The 21,560-nt window shown below is 67.9% G+C and carries 21 protein-coding genes and 1 pseudogene; 13 read left to right on the forward strand and 9 right to left on the reverse strand.

What is annotated here, in order from left to right:
* Positions 1-29: 29 nt before the first annotated feature.
* Genes DZC73_RS10715 through guaD form a run of 4 tightly spaced genes read right to left on the reverse strand, consistent with a single transcriptional unit; the run spans position 30 to position 4,896 of the window.
* Positions 30-953, reverse strand: a complete 924-nt coding sequence (locus DZC73_RS10715) for an ABC transporter permease (protein ID WP_124540200.1) — start codon at positions 951-953, stop codon at positions 30-32.
* Positions 950-2,017, reverse strand: a complete 1,068-nt coding sequence (locus tag DZC73_RS10720) for an ABC transporter permease (RefSeq protein ID WP_124540201.1) — start codon at positions 2,015-2,017, stop codon at positions 950-952. The genes DZC73_RS10715 and DZC73_RS10720 overlap by 4 nt, the downstream gene beginning before the upstream one ends.
* Positions 2,004-3,542, reverse strand: a complete 1,539-nt coding sequence (locus tag DZC73_RS10725) for an ABC transporter ATP-binding protein (RefSeq protein ID WP_124540202.1) — start codon at positions 3,540-3,542, stop codon at positions 2,004-2,006. The genes DZC73_RS10720 and DZC73_RS10725 overlap by 14 nt, the downstream gene beginning before the upstream one ends.
* Entirely contained in the window at positions 3,532-4,896 is a 1,365-nt protein-coding gene (gene guaD / locus DZC73_RS10730; protein WP_124540203.1) for a guanine deaminase, read from the reverse strand. Before guaD ends, DZC73_RS10725 begins: the two co-directional genes overlap by 11 nt.
* A 131-nt stretch (positions 4,897-5,027) precedes the next feature.
* Between guaD and xdhA the strand changes: the two are divergent.
* From xdhA to DZC73_RS10750, 5 genes and pseudogenes are all read left to right on the forward strand, one after another.
* A pseudogene (xdhA, locus tag DZC73_RS30205) lies at positions 5,028-6,434 on the forward strand (xanthine dehydrogenase small subunit); the annotation flags it as partial.
* Between the two features lie 72 nt (positions 6,435-6,506).
* Positions 6,507-8,840 carry a xanthine dehydrogenase molybdopterin binding subunit gene (gene xdhB, locus DZC73_RS30210; protein ID WP_235835086.1) on the forward strand — a complete coding sequence of 778 codons (2,334 nt, stop codon included), beginning with the start codon at positions 6,507-6,509 and terminating at the stop codon, positions 8,838-8,840.
* Between the two features lie 16 nt (positions 8,841-8,856).
* The gene (xdhC, locus tag DZC73_RS10740; RefSeq protein WP_124540205.1) at positions 8,857-9,702 is read left to right on the forward strand and encodes a xanthine dehydrogenase accessory protein XdhC; all 846 of its coding nucleotides are present in this window, start codon (positions 8,857-8,859) and stop codon (positions 9,700-9,702) included.
* A gap of 118 nt (positions 9,703-9,820) precedes the next feature.
* Positions 9,821-10,903: a sensor histidine kinase gene (locus tag DZC73_RS10745; RefSeq protein WP_161974534.1), complete on the forward strand. Its 1,083-nt coding sequence runs from the start codon at positions 9,821-9,823 to the stop codon at positions 10,901-10,903.
* The gene (locus DZC73_RS10750; RefSeq protein WP_124540207.1) at positions 10,900-11,652 is read left to right on the forward strand and encodes a LytR/AlgR family response regulator transcription factor; all 753 of its coding nucleotides are present in this window, start codon (positions 10,900-10,902) and stop codon (positions 11,650-11,652) included. The genes DZC73_RS10745 and DZC73_RS10750 overlap by 4 nt, the downstream gene beginning before the upstream one ends.
* A 5-nt stretch (positions 11,653-11,657) precedes the next feature.
* Here DZC73_RS10750 and DZC73_RS10755 read toward each other — a convergent pair whose 3' ends face one another.
* From DZC73_RS10755 to uraH, 4 genes are read right to left on the reverse strand one after another with little or no spacing between them, the layout of a single operon-like run.
* Positions 11,658-11,897 carry a hypothetical protein gene (locus tag DZC73_RS10755; RefSeq protein ID WP_124540208.1) on the reverse strand — a complete coding sequence of 80 codons (240 nt, stop codon included), beginning with the start codon at positions 11,895-11,897 and terminating at the stop codon, positions 11,658-11,660.
* Complete coding sequence (hyi, locus tag DZC73_RS10760) at positions 11,890-12,675, reverse strand: hydroxypyruvate isomerase (RefSeq protein ID WP_124540209.1); 786 nt, start codon at positions 12,673-12,675, stop codon at positions 11,890-11,892. Before hyi ends, DZC73_RS10755 begins: the two co-directional genes overlap by 8 nt.
* A 1-nt stretch (position 12,676) precedes the next feature.
* Positions 12,677-13,876, reverse strand: a complete 1,200-nt coding sequence (locus DZC73_RS10765; RefSeq protein WP_124540210.1) for a urate hydroxylase PuuD — start codon at positions 13,874-13,876, stop codon at positions 12,677-12,679.
* A 5-nt stretch (positions 13,877-13,881) separates the two neighbouring features.
* Positions 13,882-14,235, reverse strand: coding sequence for a hydroxyisourate hydrolase (uraH, locus tag DZC73_RS10770; protein WP_124540211.1), 354 nt, complete (start codon positions 14,233-14,235; stop codon positions 13,882-13,884).
* Between the two features lie 76 nt (positions 14,236-14,311).
* Between uraH and puuE the strand changes: the two genes are divergently transcribed.
* From puuE to DZC73_RS10800, 6 genes are all read left to right on the forward strand, one after another.
* The gene (gene puuE, locus DZC73_RS10775) at positions 14,312-15,274 is read left to right on the forward strand and encodes an allantoinase PuuE (protein ID WP_124540212.1); all 963 of its coding nucleotides are present in this window, start codon (positions 14,312-14,314) and stop codon (positions 15,272-15,274) included.
* Positions 15,271-17,043 (forward strand): 2-oxo-4-hydroxy-4-carboxy-5-ureidoimidazoline decarboxylase, encoded by a 1,773-nt coding sequence (gene uraD, locus DZC73_RS10780; RefSeq protein WP_124540213.1) that lies wholly within the window; start codon positions 15,271-15,273, stop codon positions 17,041-17,043. Before puuE ends, uraD begins: the two co-directional genes overlap by 4 nt.
* Entirely contained in the window at positions 17,040-18,263 is a 1,224-nt protein-coding gene (locus tag DZC73_RS10785; protein WP_124540214.1) for a M20 family metallopeptidase, read from the forward strand. Before uraD ends, DZC73_RS10785 begins: the two co-directional genes overlap by 4 nt.
* An 84-nt stretch (positions 18,264-18,347) precedes the next feature.
* The gene (locus DZC73_RS10790) at positions 18,348-18,614 is read left to right on the forward strand and encodes a hypothetical protein (RefSeq protein ID WP_124540215.1); all 267 of its coding nucleotides are present in this window, start codon (positions 18,348-18,350) and stop codon (positions 18,612-18,614) included.
* Positions 18,611-19,219 carry a CDP-alcohol phosphatidyltransferase family protein gene (locus tag DZC73_RS10795; RefSeq protein WP_235835072.1) on the forward strand — a complete coding sequence of 203 codons (609 nt, stop codon included), beginning with the start codon at positions 18,611-18,613 and terminating at the stop codon, positions 19,217-19,219. The genes DZC73_RS10790 and DZC73_RS10795 overlap by 4 nt, the downstream gene beginning before the upstream one ends.
* Before the next feature lie 6 nt (positions 19,220-19,225).
* Positions 19,226-19,438, forward strand: coding sequence for a hypothetical protein (locus tag DZC73_RS10800; protein ID WP_124540216.1), 213 nt, complete (start codon positions 19,226-19,228; stop codon positions 19,436-19,438).
* A 25-nt stretch (positions 19,439-19,463) separates the two neighbouring features.
* Here DZC73_RS10800 and DZC73_RS30455 read toward each other — a convergent pair whose 3' ends face one another.
* The gene (locus DZC73_RS30455) at positions 19,464-20,198 is read right to left on the reverse strand and encodes a glycine zipper 2TM domain-containing protein (protein ID WP_328589499.1); all 735 of its coding nucleotides are present in this window, start codon (positions 20,196-20,198) and stop codon (positions 19,464-19,466) included.
* Positions 20,199-20,413: 215 nt separating this feature from the next.
* Here DZC73_RS30455 and DZC73_RS10810 point away from each other — a divergent pair, with 215 nt between their 5' ends.
* Both DZC73_RS10810 and DZC73_RS10815 read left to right on the forward strand, forming a co-directional pair.
* Positions 20,414-21,025 (forward strand): hypothetical protein, encoded by a 612-nt coding sequence (locus DZC73_RS10810; RefSeq protein ID WP_124540217.1) that lies wholly within the window; start codon positions 20,414-20,416, stop codon positions 21,023-21,025.
* Positions 21,026-21,060: 35 nt separating this feature from the next.
* Entirely contained in the window at positions 21,061-21,552 is a 492-nt protein-coding gene (locus DZC73_RS10815) for a pilin (protein WP_124540218.1), read from the forward strand.
* Positions 21,553-21,560 lie beyond the last annotated feature (8 nt).

The following is a 21,560-nucleotide window of genomic DNA, read 5'->3' on the forward strand; positions in this document are numbered from 1 at the left end:
GTTGGGCTGGGATGGTGAAAGCGTGCGGATTATGAGCCGGGCACGAAGGGTTTCCCGAGCGACGCCGGCATGTTGGCCCGTATCCACGCCGCGTTGCGCGATATGAGCACCAGCACGGCGACGGTGGCCAGGTAGGGCAGCGAGGTGAGCAGCTGGCTCGCGACCTGGACCCCTTCGCCTTGCAGGTGGAACTGCAGCATCGTGACGCCGCCGAACAGCATGCCGCCGAGCAAGACACGTGCCGGTCGCCAGGTGGCGAAGGTGGTGAGGGCCAGCGCGATCCAGCCCTTGCCGGCGGTCATGCCTTCGACCCACAACGGCGTGTAGACCACCGAGACGTACGCACCGGCCAGGCCGCACAGCGCCCCGCCCACGATCACCGCGATGAAGCGGATGCGCCGCACCGGATAGCCCAGCGCATGCGCCGACTCCGGCGATTCACCCACCGCGCGCAGCACCAGCCCGGCGCGCGAGCGGTACAGGAACCAGCTCAGTGCGACGGTGAGCGCGATGGCCACGTACACCAGCGGATGCTGCCGGAACAGCGCAGGGCCGAGGATGGGAATGTCCGCCAGGCCCGGAATCTCGAAGTGCATGCGCTCGGAGAGCTTCTCCTGCGAATACTTGATGCCCACGAAAGCTGAGAAGCCTGCGCCGAAGAGGCTGAGCGCAAGGCCGGTCGCGTACTGGTTGGTGTTGAGCCAGATGACCAGCCACCCCAGCGCCGCCGCCATGACCGCGCCGGCACCCATGCCGGCCGCAAAGGCCAGCCAGTCGCTGCCGGTGTGCACGGCGGTGGCGAAGCCCGCGATGGCAGCCACGAGCATCATGCCCTCCGCACCGAGGTTCACGATGCCGGCGCGTTCGTTGATGAGCAGGCCCAAGGCGGCGATCACGAGGATCGTTCCGGCGTTCAGGGTGGCTGCGAAGAGCAGCGGCCAGGTTTCGCTCATGCCTGTACCTTCCGCCGCCAGGTCAGCCGGTAGTGGATCAAGGTGTCACAAGCCAGCAGCGCAAAAAGCAGCAGCCCCTGGAACACGCCGGTGATGGACTTGGGCAGGCCCAGGCGCGACTGCGCCAGCTCGCCGCCGATGTAGAACATGCTCATGAGGATGGCCGAGAACACCACGCCCACCGGATGCAAGCGGCCCACGAAGGCCACGATGATGGCAGCGAAGCCGTAGCCCGCCGGCACGTGCGGCGTGAGCTGTCCGAGCGGGCCGGCCGCCTCCAGCGCGCCGGCCAGGCCGGCCATGCCACCGGAGGTCAGCATCGCCAGCCACAGTGCCTTGCGCGACGAGAAGCCGGCGTAGCGCGCCGCCAGGGGCGCGAGGCCGCCAACCTGCATCTGGAAGCCGGCATACAGGCGGAACATGAAGACCCAGAACGCGCCCACCGCCGCGAGCGCGATGAGCACGCCGATGTTCACGCGCCAGCCGGTGAACAGCCGCGGGATCTTCGTCGGGTCGGCGAAGCTGATGGTCTGCGGGAAGTTGTAGCCCCCCGGGTCCTTCCACGGCCCGTAGACGAGGTAGCTCAGCAGCATCTCCGCCACGTAGACGAGCATGAGGCTCACGAGGATCTCGCTGGCATTCGCCTTGTCGCGCAGCACGGCCACGATGGCCGCCCACAGCATGCCGCCCGCGACGCCCGCGGCCAGGATGCCCAGCACGATGAAGCGGCTGGTGTCCTTGTCGGCCAGCATCGCCACGCCGCCCGCGGCCACGGCACCGACGATGTACTGCCCCTCCGCGCCGATGTTCCACACGTTCGAGCGGAAGCACACCGACAGCCCGAGCGCGATGAGCAGCAATGGCGTGGCCTTCACCGCCAGCTCGGACCAGGCATAGCCGTTCTTCACCGGCTCGACGAAGAACACCTGCAGGCCGCGCACCGGGTCCTTGCCCAGCAGCGTGAAGAGGCCGATGCCCAGCACGATGGTGATTGCCAGCGCGAGCAGCGGCGACACGATGCTCATCGTGCGGCTGGGTTCGGGGCGGGGTTCAAGCGCCCACATCGGCCACCTCGGTCTCATGCGCATCCCACAATCCGCTCATCCATTGGCCGATCGTCTCCACATCCGTCTTCGACACCGCCACTCCGGGCGACAGGCGGCCTCGTGCAATCACGTGCAGCCGGTCGCAGATTCCGAAGAGCTCGTCCAGCTCCTCGCTCACCACCAGCACCGCGCAGCCTTCGTCGCTCAGCTTGAGCAGCTCGGCATGGATCTGCGCGGCTGCGCCCACGTCCACGCCCCAGGTGGGCTGCGAGACGATGAGCAGCCGCGGCTTCGCATCGATCTCGCGGCCCACGATGTACTTCTGCAGGTTGCCGCCCGACAGGCTCTTGGCCGCGGCGTGCGGGCCGCCGGCCTTCACCTTGAAGCGCGAGATGAGCCTGTGCGCCAGCGCATCCACCTGCGGCATCGAAATCCAACCCAGCGCGCCGACTGCCTCCTGGCGCGTGAGCAGGCTGTTCTGCGCCAGCGACAGGCTGGGCACCGCCCCGCGGCCCAGGCGTTCCTCAGGCACGAAATGCAGGCCGCGACGCCGGCGGATGGCCGGCGACAGGTTGCCGATGGCGCGCTGGAACAGCTCGATCGCATGCGGTTCGGCGCGCGCGTCCTCGCCCGACAAGGCGGCCATCAGCTCCTGCTGGCCGTTGCCCGAGACGCCGGCAATGCCCACGATCTCACCGGCCCGCACCTCGAAGCCGATGCGGTCCAGGCTGGTGCCGAACGGGTCCTGGGCGGGCAGGCTCAAGGCCTGCACCCGCAGCACCACATCGCCCGCATGCGCCGCGACGCGCTGCAACGCAGGCGGCTCGGCGCCGATCATCAGGCGCGACAGGCTGGCGTTGGTCTCCTGCGTCGGGTCCACCTCGCCGGTGACCCGCCCACCGCCCAGCACCGTGCAGTGGTGGCACAGCGCACGGATCTCGTCGAGCTTGTGGCTGATGTAGAGGATGCTGCAGCCCTCGCTGGCCAACTGCCGCAGCGTGACGAAGAGCTTCTCGACCGCCTGTGGCGTGAGCACCGACGTGGGCTCGTCGAGGATGAGCAATTGAGGTTTCGTCAGCAAGGCCCGCACGATTTCCACGCGCTGGCGCTCGCCCACCGACAGGCTGTGCACCGGGCGCAGCGGGTCCACGTCCAGCCCGTAGGCACCGGCCACCTCCACGATGCGCCGCGAGACCTCCGCCAGCGAGAGCCCTTTCTCCAGGCCCAGCCACACGTTCTCGGCGGCGGTCAGCGTGTCGAACAGGCTGAAATGCTGGAACACCATGCTGATGCCCAGCCGGCGCGCCTCGTGCGGGTTGCGGATGCTGACCGGCTCGCCGTTCCACAGCATCTCGCCCTCGTCGGGCCGCACTGCGCCGTAGATGATCTTCATCAGCGTGGACTTGCCCGCGCCGTTCTCGCCCAGCACGGCATGGATCTCGCCGGGCTTGACACGCAGGCTCACGCGGTCATTGGCCTTGACCGACGGGTATTGCTTGCTGATGTTGCGCAGCTCCAGCCGCAGCGCCGACTCAACGCTCATAACGAGCGATTCCCCTCACGTAAGCAGTCACCAGGTTTCTTTCATCCGACAAGGTCAGCCAGGCGAAGACACGCTCGTGCAGGTTTCGCGCCAGCTCGTGCCGGCGCTGCGCCACGCTGCCCTGGGTCCAGTCCCACACGCACACGTCCGCCGTGCAGCCTTCGCTCAGCGAGCCGATCTCCTCATTGAGCGACAGGCCCGCCGCAGCCCCGAGTGTCGCCGCATGCAGGCCCCGCCAGGCCGTCAGCCGTTCGCCCTGCAGCGCCTGCACCTTGTAGGCGTCGGCAATGGTGCGCTGGAGCGACAGGCTGGTGCCTCCGCCCACGTCGGTGGCGATGCTGACTCGCACGTTGGCCTCGTCGGCCGCGCGCCAGTTGAAGAGGCCGCTGCCCAGGAAGAGGTTGGACGACGGGCTGTGGGCGATCTGCGCGCGGCTGTCACGCAAGAGCGCGCGGTCGTCGTCATCCAGCCAGATGCCGTGGGCGAACACGGCACGGGCGTTGAGCAGGCCGGCCCGTTCATAGACGTCGAGGTAGCTGCGCGCGTCGGGGAAGAGTTCGTGCACCCACTTCACCTCGGCGCGGTTCTCGGCCAGGTGGGTCTGCATGTACAGGCCCGGCATGCTGGTGCACAGCTGCCCGGCCATGGCGAGCTGTCCGGGCGAGCTGGTGGGGGCGAAGCGCACGGTCACGGCGTAGGCCAGGCGGTCCACGCCGTGCCAGCGGTCGATGAGGTCCACGCAGTCGCGGGCACCGAAGTCCGGCGCCTCGTCGCGCAGGCCGTCGGGCGAATGCCGGTCCATCAGCACCTTGCCGGTGATGAGCCGCATGCCGCGCTCGCGGGCGGCGGCGAAGAGCGCATCGGCGCTGACCTTGTGCACGGTCGGGAAGACCACGGCGCTGGTGGTGCCGTGGGCCAGCAGCGCATCGGCGAAGCGGGCCGCGCCGGTTTCGGCTTCCACCAGGTTGGCGTAGCGCTTCTCGGCGGGGAAGGTGTAGGTGTTCAGCCAATCCAGCAGCTCGGTGCCGTGGCTGGCGATCACGTCCAGTTGCGGACTGTGGACGTGGGTGTCGATGAAGCCGGGCAGGATGAGCCGGCCGCGGTGGTCGTGCCGCGTCCAGCTCGCGTCGGGTGCGAGGCTGCCGGGCTGGGCGCCGACGATGCGGCCGTCTTCGATCAGCAGCCAGTGGTCCTCGCGAAACCTCACGGCGTCGGATTCGATGGCGCCCCACTCGGGCTGGTGGGTAAAGTCCAGCAGGTCGCCGCGCAAGGCGAGCCGCGTGCCGCCGTCCGCCGTGGCTTGAACCGCCTGAGGCTCCGCCAGCAAGCCGGGCGACTGCGTGTCCAGGCTCATTTGGAAACCTCCGCGCTGCGCGCTGCGGTGCGAGCCCCTTCGGGCGGCCGGGCGGGCCTCATGCCCACCCCCACGACATCGGATTCGGATGGTTAATATGCATTGAACGCGTGTTGGCGAACTTCTTGCTCATGACCTCTGCCGTGCAAGCCATCCGTTTCTACCATCAAGGGCGCATTGTCGAACTCGACGAGGTGCCCGCCACCCGCACCGTGCTCGACTGGCTGCGGGAAGACGCGCATTGCAGCGGCACCAAGGAAGGCTGCAACGAGGGGGATTGTGGTGCATGCACGGTGGCCCTCGGCGACTTGCCCCAGGACGCCGGCGGGCCTCTGCGGGTCGAGACCGTCAACGCCTGCATGCAGTTCGTGCCCACCCTGCACGGCAAGGCCCTGTTCACGGTGGAAGACCTCAAGGCCATGAACGGCGGCGTCCTGCACCCGGTGCAGGAGGCGATGGTCGCTTGCCATGGCTCGCAGTGCGGCTTCTGCACGCCAGGTTTCGTCATGTCGCTGTGGGCGGCGTACGAGCGGCACCTGCACGCCGGCACGCGGCCGGACCGGGCATCGCTGGCCGATGAACTGGCGGGCAACCTGTGCCGCTGCACGGGTTATCGGCCGATCCTGGATGCCGGGGAGCGGATGTTCGAGCCGCCAGCGGTACGGCTTGATACCGGCGCGGTGGCGAAGGCGCTGGAGAGCATCGGCACCGATGAGCTGGTGCAGGATCGGTTCCATGCGCCGCAGACCGTCGAGCAGTTGGCGGGCCTTTTGGCTGCACGGCCCAAGGCGCGGCTGCTGGCCGGCGGCACCGACATCGGCGTGTGGGTCAACAAGCAGTTGCGCGACCTGGGCGAGGTGGTCTACCTCGGCCGCGTCGCGTCGCTGAAGCGCATCGAGGAGGTCGACGGCGAGCTGCGCATCGGCGCGGGCGCATCGCTGGAAGCAGCGTGGTCGGCCCTGGTGGAGCGTTGGCCGCAGCTGCGAGAGATGTGGGTGCGCTTCGCATCGCCGCCCATCCGCCACGCCGGCACGATGGGCGGCAACGTGGCCAACGGCTCGCCCATCGGCGACTCAGCGCCCGTGCTGATGGCGCTGGATGCCGTGCTGGAGCTGCGCCTGGGCGAGCGCGTCCGCCGGCTGCGGCTGGACGAGTTCTACACCGGCTACATGGCGAACCGGCTGGAGCCTGGGGAGTTCGTGCAGACCATCGTGGTGCCGCTGTCGTCCCTGTCGCGCCGGGTGGCGGCCTACAAGATCAGCAAGCGCTTCGACAGCGACATCTCCGCCGTGTGCGCGGTGCTGGCGCTGGAGATGGATGGCGCGATCGTGCGCGATGCACGCTGCGTGTTCGGCGGCATGGCGGCGGTGGTGAAGCGGGCGTCGGCCGTCGAGGCTGCGTTGATCGGACAGGCCTGGTCCGCCGATGCCGTGGCTGCCGCGCAGGATGCCCTGGCCCAGGACTTCCAGCCGCTGAGCGACATGCGCGCCAGTGCGGCCTACCGCATGGAGGTGTCGCGAAATCTGCTGCAGCGCTTCTGGCTCGAGACGCAGGGCAAGGCTGTGCCTGTGCGGCCCTCCAGCGACGACGCCCTGCCACAGCGTGCGGCCATGCAATCGCGCAACGAAGGCAGCGTGGGCAGCGCGCTGCCGCATGAATCTGCCCACCTGCACGTGGCCGGCGAAGCACGCTACACCGATGACATCCCCGAGCTGAACGGCACGCTGCATTGCGCACTGGGCCTGTCGCCGGTGGCGCGGGGAACCTTGCAGGCGGTGGATGTGGCGCGCATCCGCGCGCTGCCCGGTGTGGTGGACGTGATCGTCGCGGCCGACATCCCGGGCGTGAACGACTGCGGGGCGATCGTGCATGACGACCCCATCCTGGCTGAGGGAGAGCTTCGCTATCTCGGGCAACCGGTGTTCGCGGTCATTGCACGTTCACGCCTCGATGCACGTCGTGCTGCCGCGTTGGCCAAGCAGGTGCTGAGCATCGCGGCCCTACCCCCGGTACTCACCCCGCGCGATGCCCATGCGCAAGGCCTGCATGCGCTGCCGCCGATGCACCTGAAGCGCAGCGATGCGGGCCGCGACGTGGCCTCGTCCATCGCCGCCGCGCCGCATCGCCTGAAGGGCAGCCTGTCGGTCGGCGGGCAGGAACAGTTCTACCTCGAAGGGCAGATCAGCGTCGCCGTCCCGCAGGAAGATGGCGGCATGGTGGTGCACTGCTCCACCCAGCATCCGAGCGAGATGCAGCACCACGTGGCAACGGCGCTGGGCCAGTCGTCGAACGCGGTGCGCGTCGAGTGCAGGCGCATGGGCGGCGGCTTCGGCGGCAAGGAGTCGCAGTCGGCCCAGTTCGCGTGCATTGCCGCGGTGGCGGCGCGGCGGCTGGACAAGCCGGTGAAGCTGCGCGTGGACCGCGACGACGACTTCCTCATCACAGGCCGACGGCACTGCTTCGAGTTCGACTACGAAGCCGGCTTCGACGACGACGGCCGCGTGCTCGGTTACGAGCTGACGCTGATCTCGCGTGCCGGCCATTCCGCCGACCTCTCCGGCCCGGTGATGACGCGTGCCATCTGCCACGTCGACAACGCCTACTGGCTGCCCGAGGTGTCCATGCACGGCTACTCGGCGCGCACCAACACGCAGAGCAACACCGCCTTCCGTGGCTTCGGCGGGCCGCAGGGCGCCATCGTCACCGAGGTGCTGCTCGACAGCATCGCCCGCACGCTGGGGCGCGATCCGCTGGAGGTGCGGCGGGCCAACTTCTACGGCACGCAGTCGCGCAACGTGACGCCGTACGGGCAGGTGGTGGACGACAACGTCATCGGCCCCATCGTGGATGAACTGGAGCGCACGAGCGGCTACCGCGAGCGGCGGACGGCCATCGAGGCGTTCAACGCTTCGAGCCCGGTGCGCAAGCGCGGCATCGCACTCACGCCGGTGAAGTTCGGCATCTCGTTCAACGTGAAGCACCTCAACCAGGCCGGGGCGCTGGTGCATGTGTACACCGACGGCTCCATCCTCGTGAACCATGGCGGAACGGAGATGGGTCAGGGCCTGCACACCAAGGTGGCGCAGGTGGTCGCGCATGAACTGGGCGTGCCGCTGTCGCGGGTGCGCGTGAGTGCGACCGACACGCACAAGGTGGTCAACACATCGGCGACGGCGGCTTCATCAGGCAGTGACCTGAACGGCAAGGCGGCGCAGGATGCGGCGCGGCAGATCCGCGAGCGGCTGGCGGTGGTTGCTGCGCAGGCACTGGGTGTCGATGTTGCCGATGTCCGCTTCGAATCGGATGCCGTGCATGGGGCCGGCCGCCACCTGTCGTTCAAGGAACTCGTCGCGAAAGCATACGAAGCGCGGGTGCAACTCTGGTCCGATGGCTTCTACGCCACGCCGGGCCTGCATTGGGACCGCAACACGCTGACTGGCCATCCCTTCTACTACTTCGCTTACGGTGCGGCCGTGAGCGAGGTCGAGGTCGACACGCTGACGGGCGAGCACACGCTGCTGCGCGCAGACGTGCTGCACGACGTCGGCCGCTCGCTGAACCCGGCCGTGGACCTCGGGCAGATCGAAGGCGCCTTCATCCAGGGCATGGGGTGGCTGACCTTCGAGGAGCTGGTGTGGCATCCACAGTCGGGGCTGCTGTGGACGCATGCGCCGAGCACCTACAAGATTCCGACGGCCAACGATTGCCCACCGGTCTTCAACGTGCGCCTCTTCGACAACGTGAACGTGCAGGACAGCATCCACCGCAGCAAGGCCGTGGGCGAACCGCCGCTGCTGCTGGCCTTCTCGGTGTTCCTGGCGATTCGGGATGCGGTGTCGGCGGTGGGCGGGCATCGGGTCGATCCACCGCTGCGGGTGCCGGCCACGCCGGAAGCGGTGCTGGCAGCGGTGCGGTCCGTCAACGCCTCGTCAGGCAAGGCCTGATCGCGGAGACTGCCGCATGGAACGCGACGACCGCCTCACTGCCCTGCGATGGGTGTCCGAGCGGCATCGCGCGGTGCTGGTTCAGCAGGTCGAAGTCCGCGGTTCATCGCCGCGCGAATCCGGCGCTCGCATGGTGGTGGATGAGCACACGTGCATCGGCACCATCGGTGGCGGGCACCTGGAGCTGAAGGCCATCGAGATCGCCCGCGAGATGCTGAGAAGCGGCGAGATGCATGCGCACGTCCAGCAATTCGCGCTGGGGCCGTCGCTGGGGCAGTGTTGTGGAGGCAGCGTGGCACTGCGCTGGTCGGTGCTGGACCCAGCAGCTGTCGACGGTTGGCCTGAACCGCAGCCGCTCTTTCACCTTCAACTGCACGGCGCCGGTCACGTGGGGCGCGCAATCGCGAGGCTGCTGGCGACGCTGGATGTGCGTGTGGACTGGATCGATGAGCGGGAGTCGGAATTCCCGGGCAGCCTTGGAGAAAGGGATTGGCCATCGCACATCACCCGGCGCAGTTCGCCCGTCCCGGAAGATGAAGTCCGCGATGCGCCCTCTGGCGGTTGCTACCTCGTGCTCACGCACAGTCATGACCTGGACCTGCGCATCTGCGAGGCGGTGTTGCGGCGAGATGACTTTGCTTATCTCGGCCTCATCGGATCAAGAAGCAAGCGGGAACGGTTCATCCATCGGCTGGAGGCGAAGGGTTTGTCGCCCCAGTCCCTGGCGTGGATGACCTGCCCGATCGGCATCGACGGCATCATCGGCAAGCAGCCCGAGGTGGTGGCCGTGTCCGTCGTGGCGCAGCTGATGCGCGATGCCATCCGGTCCAGGCCCCTCGCTGCTGCCGCGCAGCCCGGCTGAGGGCCGGCCGGCAAGCACCCGCACACCACTCGCCGGCTCCCACGGCAGTTCAACCGCGCCACCGTCCGTCCGCCGCACCGGCTGCTGCCACGCCCGGGCCCGTTCCTATACTGGCTTCATGAAACACCCGCGCATCGACTGGCCCCAGCTCTGGTACTCCGGACGCCGGCAGCCTTTCACCGCCGACGAGATGGCGCGCGCCGGTGCCGACACCCCCAGCCCCACCCTGCTCGCCAACGCCGGCATCAACTTCGCCGTGGTCGCCTTCGTGGTGATGCAGCTGTCGCCCGCCTCCCAGACGGCGCGGCTGTTCGGCGCGCTCATCGCGCTGGCGGTCATCGGACTGGGCGTGGCGAGATGGCTGTGGTGGCGGCCGTGGGCCAAGCCGCTCTTCCAGGCGCAGCTGGGCGTCGCGATCGTCGTGGTGCTGCTGGTGTTCGGCTTGTGCTGGCGCGTCACGAACCAAGGCGACCGGGAGTCGATCGCCCTTGCACTGGTGCTCGGCATGGCCTTGCTGCTCAGTGGCTTCTGGCTGCTGGTGCTGTGGCGCGCCGCCCAGATCGAAGGCCGGCTGCGCGAGCAGGCCGAGCGCGAGAAAGCGGTGGAGATGGCCGGCCGCCTGGCCACGGCACAGATGGAGCCGCACTTTCTCTTCAACACGCTGGCCTCGCTGCAGCACTGGGTTCACACCAAGGACGACCGCGCCGCGCCGCTGCTGGACGCGCTCATCGCCTTCTTGCGCGCCACCTTGCCGATGTTCAGGCACCCCCTGGTGGCGGCCCGCGACGAGCTGGCTGCCGTGGAGCGCTACCTGCAGATCATGCAGGCACGCATGGGGGGGCGCCTGGCCTTCCGCATCGAGGTCGACGACGACCTGCGCAAGCTCCAGCTTCCGCCCGGGTCCTTGCTGACACTGGTCGAGAACGCCGTGGTGCATGGGCTGGAGACCCAGCTGGCTGGCGGACAAGTCGCGCTGCTCGGACATGCCGACCGCAAGGGCGCGACCTTCGAAGTCATCGACAACGGTCGCGGGCCCGAGCCTGGCATGCAGGAGGGCATCGGCTTGAGCAATGTCCGAGAACGCCTGGCGCTGGCCTGCGGCCCCTCGGCCAGCCTCAGCCTCGGTGCCGCACCGGGCGGCGGCTTCCGTGCCGAACTCAAGCTTCCCCTCCTGCCTTCAGAACCCCGAGGGACGCCATGACCCAGATCCTGGTTGCCGACGACGAAGAAGCCCCCCGCGAACAGCTGCTGGCCGCGCTGGCCCGCGCCTGGCCCGAGGCGAAGGTGGTGGCCGCCGCCGCCAACGGTGCCGACGCGTGGGACGCCTTCCTCGAACATGGCCCGCAGGTGTGCTTCCTCGACATCCGCATGCCGGGCTTGAGCGGCATCGACGTCGCGCGCCGCATCGGCGACCAGGCGCAGGTCGTGTTCGTCACGGCGCATGGCGACCACGCGCTCGATGCCTTCGAGGCCGGCGCCATGGACTACCTGCTCAAGCCCGTCGACCCCGACCGCCTGGCGCAAGCGGTGCAACGGTTGCGAGCGCGGTTGTCAGCGTCCACGCAGGTCACAGCCGGCACCCAGGCGCTGCTGCAGCAGTTGGCCGAGCATGTGCGGCGGCCTCCACCCCTGGCCGTGCTGCAAGCCAGCGTCGGGCGCGAGCTGCGCATGATCCGCACCGACGAGGTCATCTATTTCGAGAGCGACAGCCGCTACACCCGCGTGGTTCACGCCGAAGGCGATGCGCTGCTGCGCACGCCGCTGAAGGACCTCCTTGCCCAGCTGGACGAGCAGCTCTTCTGGCAGGTGCACCGCTCCGTCATCGTGAACCATCGCCACATCGCCGCGGCCGTGCGGCTGGACGATGGGAACATGCTCCTGCGCCTGCGCGGCCGCAGCGAAACCCTGCCGGTGTCACGGCATTTCCAGTCGCTGTTCAAGGGGCAGTGACCACCTCACCGATCAATGCCTGCGCCTGAAGGTGTTGTTCGGCGCCGATGAGCGGATTGCCATGTCAGGCCGATGGCCGTACCGAACAGCAGGAGGCAGACGAACACCACCCCAGGCGATCCACCCGGGGGCATGACATCAATCGCGAACAAGCCGACGATGAAGCCGCCGATCACGCACACCGAGAAGCGCCATGCACGGATCGCCTCCACGGCCCCCACCAATATCTCAAGGATCTCAAGCATCAGGTCTCCCACGAGGCATCCACGCCAGACCGTCTTCGGTCCGGCTCAGCGGAATGTATTCGCACCCTACCCAACCGGCGTAGCCCAACGCATCCATCCTCTGGAACAGGAACGGATAGTTGATCTCCCCGGTCCCGGGTTCATGTCTGCCGGGGTTGTCGGCGATCTGCATGTGGCCGATGCGCGGCAGCAGCCGCTCCATGGTCGCGGCGAGTTCGCCCTCGCTGCGCTGCGCATGGTAGAGGTCGTACTGCAGCAGCAGGTTGTCGGCGCCCACGGCGTCCATCACCTGCAAGGCCCGAGTCGTGTCACGGACGAAATAGCCGGGCACGTCGTGACGATTGATGGGTTCGATGAGCACCTTCAGGCCGGCCTTCGCGCATTCGTCGGCGGCCCAGCGCAGGTTCGCGATCAAGGTGTCGAAGATCGCCGTGGGCAGCGGGTCTTCGGGCTCGATGCCGGACAGGCAATGCAAGCGGTCGACGCCGAGCGCCCTGGCGTAGCCGATCGCCTGCGGCACCGACGCCCTGAACTCTTCCTGCCGACGCGGTTGGCACGCCAGCCCGCGATCGCCCTGGGCCCAGTCTCCTGCCGGAAAGTTGTGCAGCACCGCAGTCAACCCGTTGCCCTGCAAACGCGCAGCGACCTCGCTCACTGGCCATTCATACAGAAACTGGAACTCCACCGCCTCGAACCCGGCCTTGGTCGCACGCTCGAACCGGTCGAGGAATGGCACCTCGTTGAACATCAGCGTGAGGTTGGCAGCGAACCTGGGCATCTCAATTCACCCGCGCGCCTTCCTCGAACCACCGGCCGAGCAAGGCACGCTCCGCATCCGTGATCTGCGTGGCGTTGTTCAAGGGCATGGTCTTTTGCACCACCGCCTGCTGGTAGATCTGCTGCGCATGCTGCGCCACGAGCGCCGGCGTGTGCAGCTGCACGTTCTTGCTGATGACCTGCGCGTTGTGGCACATCACGCAGCGCTGGCCAATCACCGCCTGTACCTCGCTGAACTGCACCGCAGGCACCGCGACGGTGGTCATCGGCCTGGGGCGCGGCGCAAGCCACAGCATGAGGCCGATGATGATGACGACGCCCGCACCGGCGTATTCCCAAGGAACCCGTCGCCCATACAGCAAGGCCTGGTGCCGCGCCACGAAGGAATGCCGCACCAGCGCGCCCGCGGCCATGAGCAGCACCAGGACCACCCAGTTGTCCGGCGCGACGTACAGGAAGCCGTAGTGGTTGCTGAGCATCGCGAACAGCACCGGCAGCGTGAAGTAGGTGTTGTGCACGCTGCGCTGCTTGCCGCGCTTTCCGTGGATGGGGTCCACCGGCTCGCCCGCCTTGATCTGCGCGACGACCTTGCGCTGTCCGGGGATGATCCAGTGCGCGACGTTGGCCGTCATCGCCGTGGCCATCATCGCGCCGACGATGAGGAACGCCGCACGGCCCGCGAAGAGCTGGCAGGCCAGCCATGCGGCGAACACCACCGCCACGATGGTGATGGCCGCGACGATGCGGCCACCGCCCTCGCGCTCGCCGAACCATCGGCAGGCGAGGTCGTAGACCAGCCAGAACACCACGAGGAAACCAAGCGCCGCCACCACGGCCGCGGCAGGCGACCACGCATGCACGTTGCGGTCGATGAGGAACGTCGAGGGCTGGAACAGGTACAGCACCGTGAACAGCGCGAACCCGGTCATCCAGGTGGAATAGCTCTCCCAGTAGAACCAATGCAGCTTCTCGGGCACGTGCCCGGGCGAGACGAGGTACTTCTGCGGGTTGTAGAAGCCGCCGCCGTGCACCGCCCACAGCTCGCCATCCACGCCCTTGGCCTTCAGCACCTCATCCTTCGGCGGCAGGAGGTTGAGGTCGAGGAAGACGAAGTAGAACGATGAGCCGATCCACGCGATGCCCACCACCACGTGCGACCATCGCAACAGCAGGTTGACCCAGTCGAGCAGGTAGCTGTCCATGCGCCTCAGCTGCCCCGGTAGGTGGAGTATGACCAGGGGCTCACGAGCAGGGGCACGTGGTAGTGGGTCGATGCATCGGCGATGCCGAAGGCGATGGGCACCTCGTCGAGGAAGTTCGGCTCCGGCAAGGCTACAGCCTTCTCCTTGAAATACGCACCGACCTCGAACACGAGGCGATAGCGCCCCGGCTTGAATGCAACGCCGTCCAGAAGTGGTGCATCCGCGCGGCCATCGCCATTGAGCGTGATGCGCACCAGCGTGGCGGCGGAACCGTCGTCCACACGCTCCAGCCGCATGCGCATGCCTGCGGCTGGCGTGCCGTGCATGGTGTCCAGAACGTGCGTGGTCAGTCGTCCCATGGGGTTTCCGGCAGGCCCGGCGTTTGCATTGGCAGTCAAAGTGTATACAGTGATCCGAGACTTCAAAGCCGCGTCGATGAACCTCTCACACCCCGCGAGAACGCAAGCCCCGTACCCGCGCGACCTGAAAGGGCACGGCCCGAATCCGCCCCACCCGCAATGGCCCGGCGGCGCGCGCATCGCCGTGCAGTTCGTGCTGAACTACGAGGAAGGCGGCGAAAACAGCGTGCTGCATGGCGATGCCGGCAGCGAGCAGTTCCTGTCGGAGATGTTCAATCCGCCCAGCTTCGCGGACCGGCACATGAGCATGGAGTCCATCTACGAGTACGGCTCGCGGGTGGGCGTGTGGCGCATCCTGCGTGAGTTCGAGCGCCGCCGGCTGCCGCTCACGGTGTTCGGCGTGGGCATGGCGCTCGAGCGCTACCCCGAGGTGGCGCGGGCCTTCGTCGAGCAGGGCCACGAGATCGCGAGCCATGGCTGGCGCTGGATCAGCTACCAGCAGATGGACGAAGCCACCGAGCGCGAGCACCTGCGCGTGTCGGTGGAGATCATCGAGCGGCTGACCGGCGAGCGGCCGCTGGGCTGGTACACCGGCCGCGACAGCCCGCAGACGCGGCGGCTGGTGGCCGACTTCGGTGGCTTCGAATACGACAGCGACTACTACGGCGACGACCTGCCGTTCTGGATGCCGGTGCGCAAGTCCGATGACAGCTGGGTCAACCAGCTCATCGTGCCCTACACGCTGGATGCCAACGACATGCGCTTCGCCCTGCCCCAGGGTTTCGTGAAGGGCGACGATTTCTTCGAGTACCTGCGCGACAGCTTTGAGGTGCTGTATTCGGAAGGCGAAGCGGCGCCGAAGATGATGAGCGTGGGCATGCATTGCCGGCTGCTCGGCCGGCCCGGGCGCCTGCGAGGCCTGCAGAAGTTCCTGGACCACATCGGCCGGCACGACAAGGTGTGGGTGTGCCGGCGCATCGACATCGCCAGGCATTGGCGCGCGCACTTTCCCGCGCCGGCGATCGAGGCGGTGGCATGACGGCACTCACCCTGGATGCGTTGAACAACGCCAGCGAGCCCCAAGCACTGGCGATGCTCGATGGCGTGTACGAACACTCGCCATGGATTGTGCAGGAGGCCCTGAGGCAGCGCCCGTTCAAGTCTCTGGCGCAGCTTGAAGCGGCGATGGCCGGCGCCGTGCGCAGCGCCACGCGGGACCGGCAGTTGTCGCTGCTGCGAGCGCACCCCGAACTCGCGGGCAAGGCCATGGTGGCCAACACGCTCACGGCCGAGTCGCGCAACGAGCAGTCGACCTCCGGCCTCACGCACTGCACGCCGCAGGAGTTCGAACGGCTGCACGTGCTCAACGAGCAGTACAAGCAGCGCTTCGGCTGGCCGTTCATCCTCGCGGTGCGCGGTCCGCGCGGAACGGGGCTGACGCGCGCCCAGATCATCTCGACCTTCGAGCGCCGGCTGGAGAACCCTGCCGACCTGGAACTCGCCGAGTGCCTGCGGCAGGTGCACCGCATCGCGCAGATCCGCCTGGACGACAAGTTTGGCGTGGTGCCGACCTTGGGCAATCTCGTGTGGGACTGGTCCGAGGCACTGGCCGCGCACAGCGATCCCGGCTTCGCCGAGGCAGGACAGCTCACGGTCACCTACCTCACCGAGGCGCATCGCACCTGCTCGGCACAGCTCGTGGCGTGGATGAAGGATTGCGGCTTCGACGAGGTGTCCGTGGACGTGGTGGGCAACGTGGTGGGCATCTACCACGGCAGCGACCCGCATGCGAAACGCCTGCTCACCGGCAGCCACTACGACACCGTGCGCAACGCCGGCAAGTACGACGGCCGACTGGGCATCTTCGTGCCCATGGCCTGCGTGCGCGAACTGCATGGTGCGCAGCGCCGGTTGCCCTTCGGCATCGAGGTGGTGGGTTTCGCGGAGGAGGAAGGCCAGCGCTACAAGGCCACCTTCCTCGGCTCGGGTGCGCTGGTGGGGCAGTTCAACGCGGCATGGCTCGACCAGGCCGATGCCGATGGCGTGACGATGCGCGACGCCATGCAGCACGCCGGCCTGCCGGCGGACGTGGCCGCGATCCAGGCCCTGCGCCGAGATCCATCGCGCTACCTCGGCTTCGTCGAAGTCCACATCGAGCAAGGCCCGGTGCTCGACGAGATCGACATGCCGCTGGGCGTGGTCACCTCCATCAACGGCAGCGTGCGGTTCGTCGGCGAGATGATTGGCCTGGCCAGTCATGCCGGCACCACGCCGATGGACCGGCGGCGTGATGCAGCCACGGCGGTGGCGGAGCTGGCCCTGTTCGTCGAACGGCGCGCCTCGACCGAGCCCGACGTGGTGGGCACCGTGGGCATGTTGACCGTGCCCGACGGCTCCATCAACGTGGTGCCCGGGCGATGCCGGTTCAGCCTCGACCTGCGTGCCACCACCAACGACAAGCGCGATCGCCTGGTGGCGGACGTGCTCGCCGAACTCGACCGCATCACGGCAGCCCGTGGGCTGCATTGCCAGATCGAGGAGACCCTGCGCGCCAGCGCGGCGCCCAGCGACCCGGCCTGGCAGGCAAGGTGGGAGCGTGCCGTCGAATCGCTGGGTCTGCCCATCCATCGGCTGCCCAGCGGCGCGGGCCACGATGCGATGAAGCTGCACGAACTCATGCCGCAGGCCATGCTGTTCCTGCGCGGCGGCAACTCGGGCATCAGCCACAACCCGCTGGAAACCATCACCAACGACGACGCACAGCTGTGCGTGGAGGCCTTCCGGAACCTGCTGGAGCAGCTCGCATGAATCCGCATCAACAACTCGACGCCTGGATCGACCAGCACTTCGACGATGAAGTGCGCTTCCTGCAGGCCCTGGTGCAGGTACCCACCGACACGCCGCCTGGCAACAACGCGCCGCATGCGCTGCGCACCGCTGAACTGCTGGCTGGCTTCGGCTTCGAGGCGCTGCAGTTCCCCGTGCCGGAGCCGGCGGTGCGGGAGCACGGCATGGCCTCGGTCACCAACCTCATCGTGCGCCGGCGCTACGGCGACGGGCCGGTCATCGCGCTGAACGCCCATGGCGACGTGGTGCCGCCCGGCGAAGGCTGGACGCACCATCCCTACGGCGGTGAGGTCGCCGACGGCAAGCTGTATGGCCGCGCGGCCGCGGTGAGCAAGAGCGACTTCGCGACCTACACCTTTGCGGTGCGCGCGCTCGAGTCGCTGGGCGCCGCGCTCAAGGGCAGCGTCGAACTGCACTTCACCTACGACGAGGAATTCGGCGGCGAGCTGGGGCCGGGCTGGCTGCTCGATCACAAGCACACCCGCCCCGACCTGCTCATTGCCGCGGGCTTCAGCTACCAGGTCATCACCGCGCACAACGGCTGCCTGCAGATGGAAGTGACGGTGCACGGCCAGATGGCCCACGCGGCCATTCCTGAAACTGGCGTCGATGCGCTGCAGGGCGCAGTGGCCATCCTCAACGCGCTCTATGCGCAGAATGCGCTGTACCGCGAGATCCGCTCGTCGGTGCCGGGCATCACGCACCCTTACCTCAACGTGGGCCGCATCGAAGGCGGCACCAACACCAATGTCGTGCCGGGCAAGGTCAGCTTCAAGCTGGACCGGCGGATGATCCCCGAGGAAGACCCGGCGCAGGTGGAAGCGTCCATCCGCCAGGTGATCGCCCAGGCCGCCGCCACGCAGCCGGGCATCCGCGTGGAGATCAAGCGGCTGCTGCTGGCTCGCGCGCTCAAGCCGCTGGCGGGCAATGCGGCGCTCGTCCAGGCCTTGCAGCAGCATGCGGCAACCGTGTTCGGCGAACCGGTTCCGGTCTCCGGCACGCCGCTGTACACCGACGTTCGCCTGTACGGAGAACGCGGCATTCCCGCGGCCATCTACGGCGCGGGCCCGCGCACGGTGTTCGAAAGCAATGCCAAGCGCGCGGACGAGCACATCGTGCTGGACGATCTGCGGCGGGCCACGAAAGTCATCGCCAGGACCCTGTTCGACCTGTTGCAGTGACGCCCGGGCGCGTCGGCGTTGTCCGACAAGCAAATGAGTCATCCGCGGCTATCCCGACATTTGGCAGGGCCATAGCATGGCCCCATGCAAAACTCGAACAAGACTCTCGCGACGAACCGTCCCTACACCGCCAAATACCTGGTGCTCCTGCACTCGCAGGCGCAGCCCCGTGCCCTGCTGTTCAATGGCGAGCACGACTTCCTGGCCGAGCTGGAGGACGACGGCTTCGTGGTGGACTCCCTCGTGCGCGCAGGCACTCCGTGCCCGCCGCCGACCGCCTTGCTCCTGGATGAAGTGATGCATGGTCCAATGCACAACCACGGACAACTCGAGTGCTATACCCTGGGATGAAACACTTCTCCATGATCCGCAGCTTCCAGCTGGCGGATTTCTTCACCCTCGCCAACGCGGCCTGCGGTGCGTTGATGGTGTTCCTGGCCGCCGCCTACATCGGCACACAGTCGCTGGACACCTTCATGCTGGCCGCGGCCATGGCGCCTGCCGCGCTGGTGTTCGACGTGCTGGACGGCCGCATCGCCCGCTGGCGCCACCAGGCTTCCGCCCTGGGCCGCGAGCTGGACTCGCTGGCCGACGTGATCTCCTTCGGCGTGGGCCCTGCCACGCTGGCCTATGCGGGCGGCATGCGCGGCGGCTGGGACGTCGCCATCCTGATCTTCTTCGTGTGCTGCGGCGTGAGCCGGCTGGCGCGCTACAACGTGACGGCCGAGAGCCTCTCGGCGGGCTCGGCCAAGGTGCCCTACTTCGAGGGCACGCCCATTCCCACCAGCGTCTTCCTCGTGCTCCTGATGAGCGTGGCGGCCTGGCAGGAACGCCTGGGCGAGCAGATGTGGTTCGGCGCCACCACGCTCGGCCCCTGGGGTCTGCATCCGCTGAGCCTGGCCTTCCTGGCCTCGGGTTCGCTGATGATCAGCACCATCCGCATCCCCAAGCTGTGAGAAGCCATGGAAGCACCGCGAGTCACCGGCAGCGATGGCAGCGAGAAGGAACTGGAGCTGGCCATCCGTACGCTGGCCGCCACCATCCGCGAAGCCGGTGAATGCATGCTCGACCTGGAGCAGGCGCTGATCAAGCTGCGCATGGCCCGCGACCCACGCATGATGAGCAGCGTGGGCAGCGAGTCGAACGATTGCCTCAAGCGGGCGATGCGACGCTAGACGGCGCCGTCGCCGCGCCGCTCACTCACCAGTGGCGCCGACGCACACCCCAGGAACCACCGATCCAGATGGTCGGTGCAGCCACCACCGCCGGGTACGGCGTGTAGTAGACCGGCGCAGGCTGGTAGTAGACCGTCTGCGGATAGGCCACCGGACGGCGCTCTTCGTAGTAGGTCTGCGGCTGGTCGTCCACCGGCTCACCCACCGGCTGTCCGGCATTGGAAGGCACCGGCCGGCCCTGGCGGTACGGCCTGGCGGCGCCGCTGGGCGCGACATTCACATCCAGCGCGATCTGCGTGCCCGGACCACCCGGGTTCTGCTGCAGGCGGGCGGTGCGGCGCGCGCCGTTGTAGTCGTAGACCACGTCGTAGCCAATGATGTTTTCCTGCACGCTGTGGACGGTGCGGCAGCGCTGCACGTTCTGCACCGCGGGCGGCTGCGAGTTGGCTTCGGCGCGGTCTCCGATGGCGGCACCAGCCACCACCCCCACGGCCGTGGCCGCGGCCCGGCCCATGCCAGCGCCCACGCTGTTGCCCACCAGGCCACCGAGCAGCGCGCCGACGACGGCACCACCGCCGCCGCCTGAGCGCTGCTGCACGGCCACCTGCTCGTCATAGCACTCGCGCTGCGGCACCGAACTCTGGCCGATGACCGGCGTGCTGGACACGACGGTGCCGTATTCGAGGGCCTGGGCGGCCATGCCACAGGCACAGAGGGCGGCAGCAATGCCGGCAAGGCGGACGACTCGGCTGGACTTCATGTCTTTCTCCTGGTTCCAGGACATCGGAACGCATGTCCTCCGGAGAATAACGCCGCACCTCGGGCGTACAGCTTTGCCGCTGTGTAAAGCCAGTTTGCAAAGACGCGACCGATTTCACGGCAAAAAGCCCCCCCGAACCGGTGCAGCCCCCTCCAAAGAGGGTCGTTTTCCCCTGCAAGGCCACTAGACTTCGGGCCACAGATCGGAGCGGGGAAATGGCTGGTTACAAGAACGTGGTGAAGTTGGGGTTGGGTATGGCGGCGCTGGCCCTCGTGGGCCTGCCGCAAATGGCGGCGGCCCAGGTCTACCGCTGCAGCAGCAGTTCGGGCACTTACATTTCAGACAAGCCCTGCGGCGGCGTGCCCTCGGGCAAGCTGGGCATGGTCGGGCCCACCGACCGGCGGCAGGACTACAACGTCGGCTCATCCAGCATCACGCCCTCGGTGGGCAAGGCGCCCGACCACCTGGCCTATCTGAGCCCGGAATGTGCGCAACTCAACGACGCCATCCGCACGGCGCCGGCGCGCGGCCTCAAGTACGACGTGATCAACGACCTGCGCAACGAGTACCGCCGCAAGTGCAGCGAAGACGAGCGCAACGCCTACCAGCAACTGGCCCAGCAGCAGCGCGGCGAGCGCGACGCCCGTCAATCGCAGATCGCCGCGCAGCAGCAGCAGGCCAATGAAAGTGCACGCAACCGCGAGCAATGCGGCGAGCTGCTGCGCATCCTCACGGCCAAGCGCCGGCAGGAAGCCACCATGACGCCGGGCGAGAAGGCGGATCTGCAACGCTTCCAGGCGAACTACGAACAGCGGTGCAAGGGTTGAGCCGGCCCGGCCGCGGAAGGCGGCATGATGGCGGCATGTCGCTTGCCCTGCCTGCCCGCCCCCGGGGCTTCACCCTGATCGAGCTGATGATCGTCGTGGCGATCATCGCCATCCTGGCCATGGTGGCCATGCCCAGCATCCAGGGCAAGCTGGTGCGCAGCCAGATCATCGAAGCCGCCCGCTGGAGCGAGGTGGCCAAGAACCCGGTGGCGCAGTCGTGGACGGCCACCAAGACCCTGCCGGCGGACAACGCTGCCGCCGGCCTGCCCGCGGCCGAGAAGATCGTGAGCAACCTGGTCAGCAACGTCACCGTGGAATCGGGGGCGGTGCACATCACCTTCGGCAACCAGGCCAATCCGGCGCTGACGGGACACATCCTGAGCTTTCGGCCCGCGGTCGTGGACGACGCCACCATCGTCCCCGTGGCCTGGGTGTGCGGCAACGCCAAGGCGCCGGACAAGATGACCGCCAAGGGCAGCAACCGCACGGACATCCCCGAGCGGTTCCTGCCCACGAACTGCCGCTGACCCCACGC

Origin of the sequence: Rhizobacter terrae, from assembly GCF_003852895.1 — a bacterium.
Classification (GTDB): Bacteria; Pseudomonadota; Gammaproteobacteria; order Burkholderiales; family Burkholderiaceae_C; genus Albitalea; species Albitalea terrae.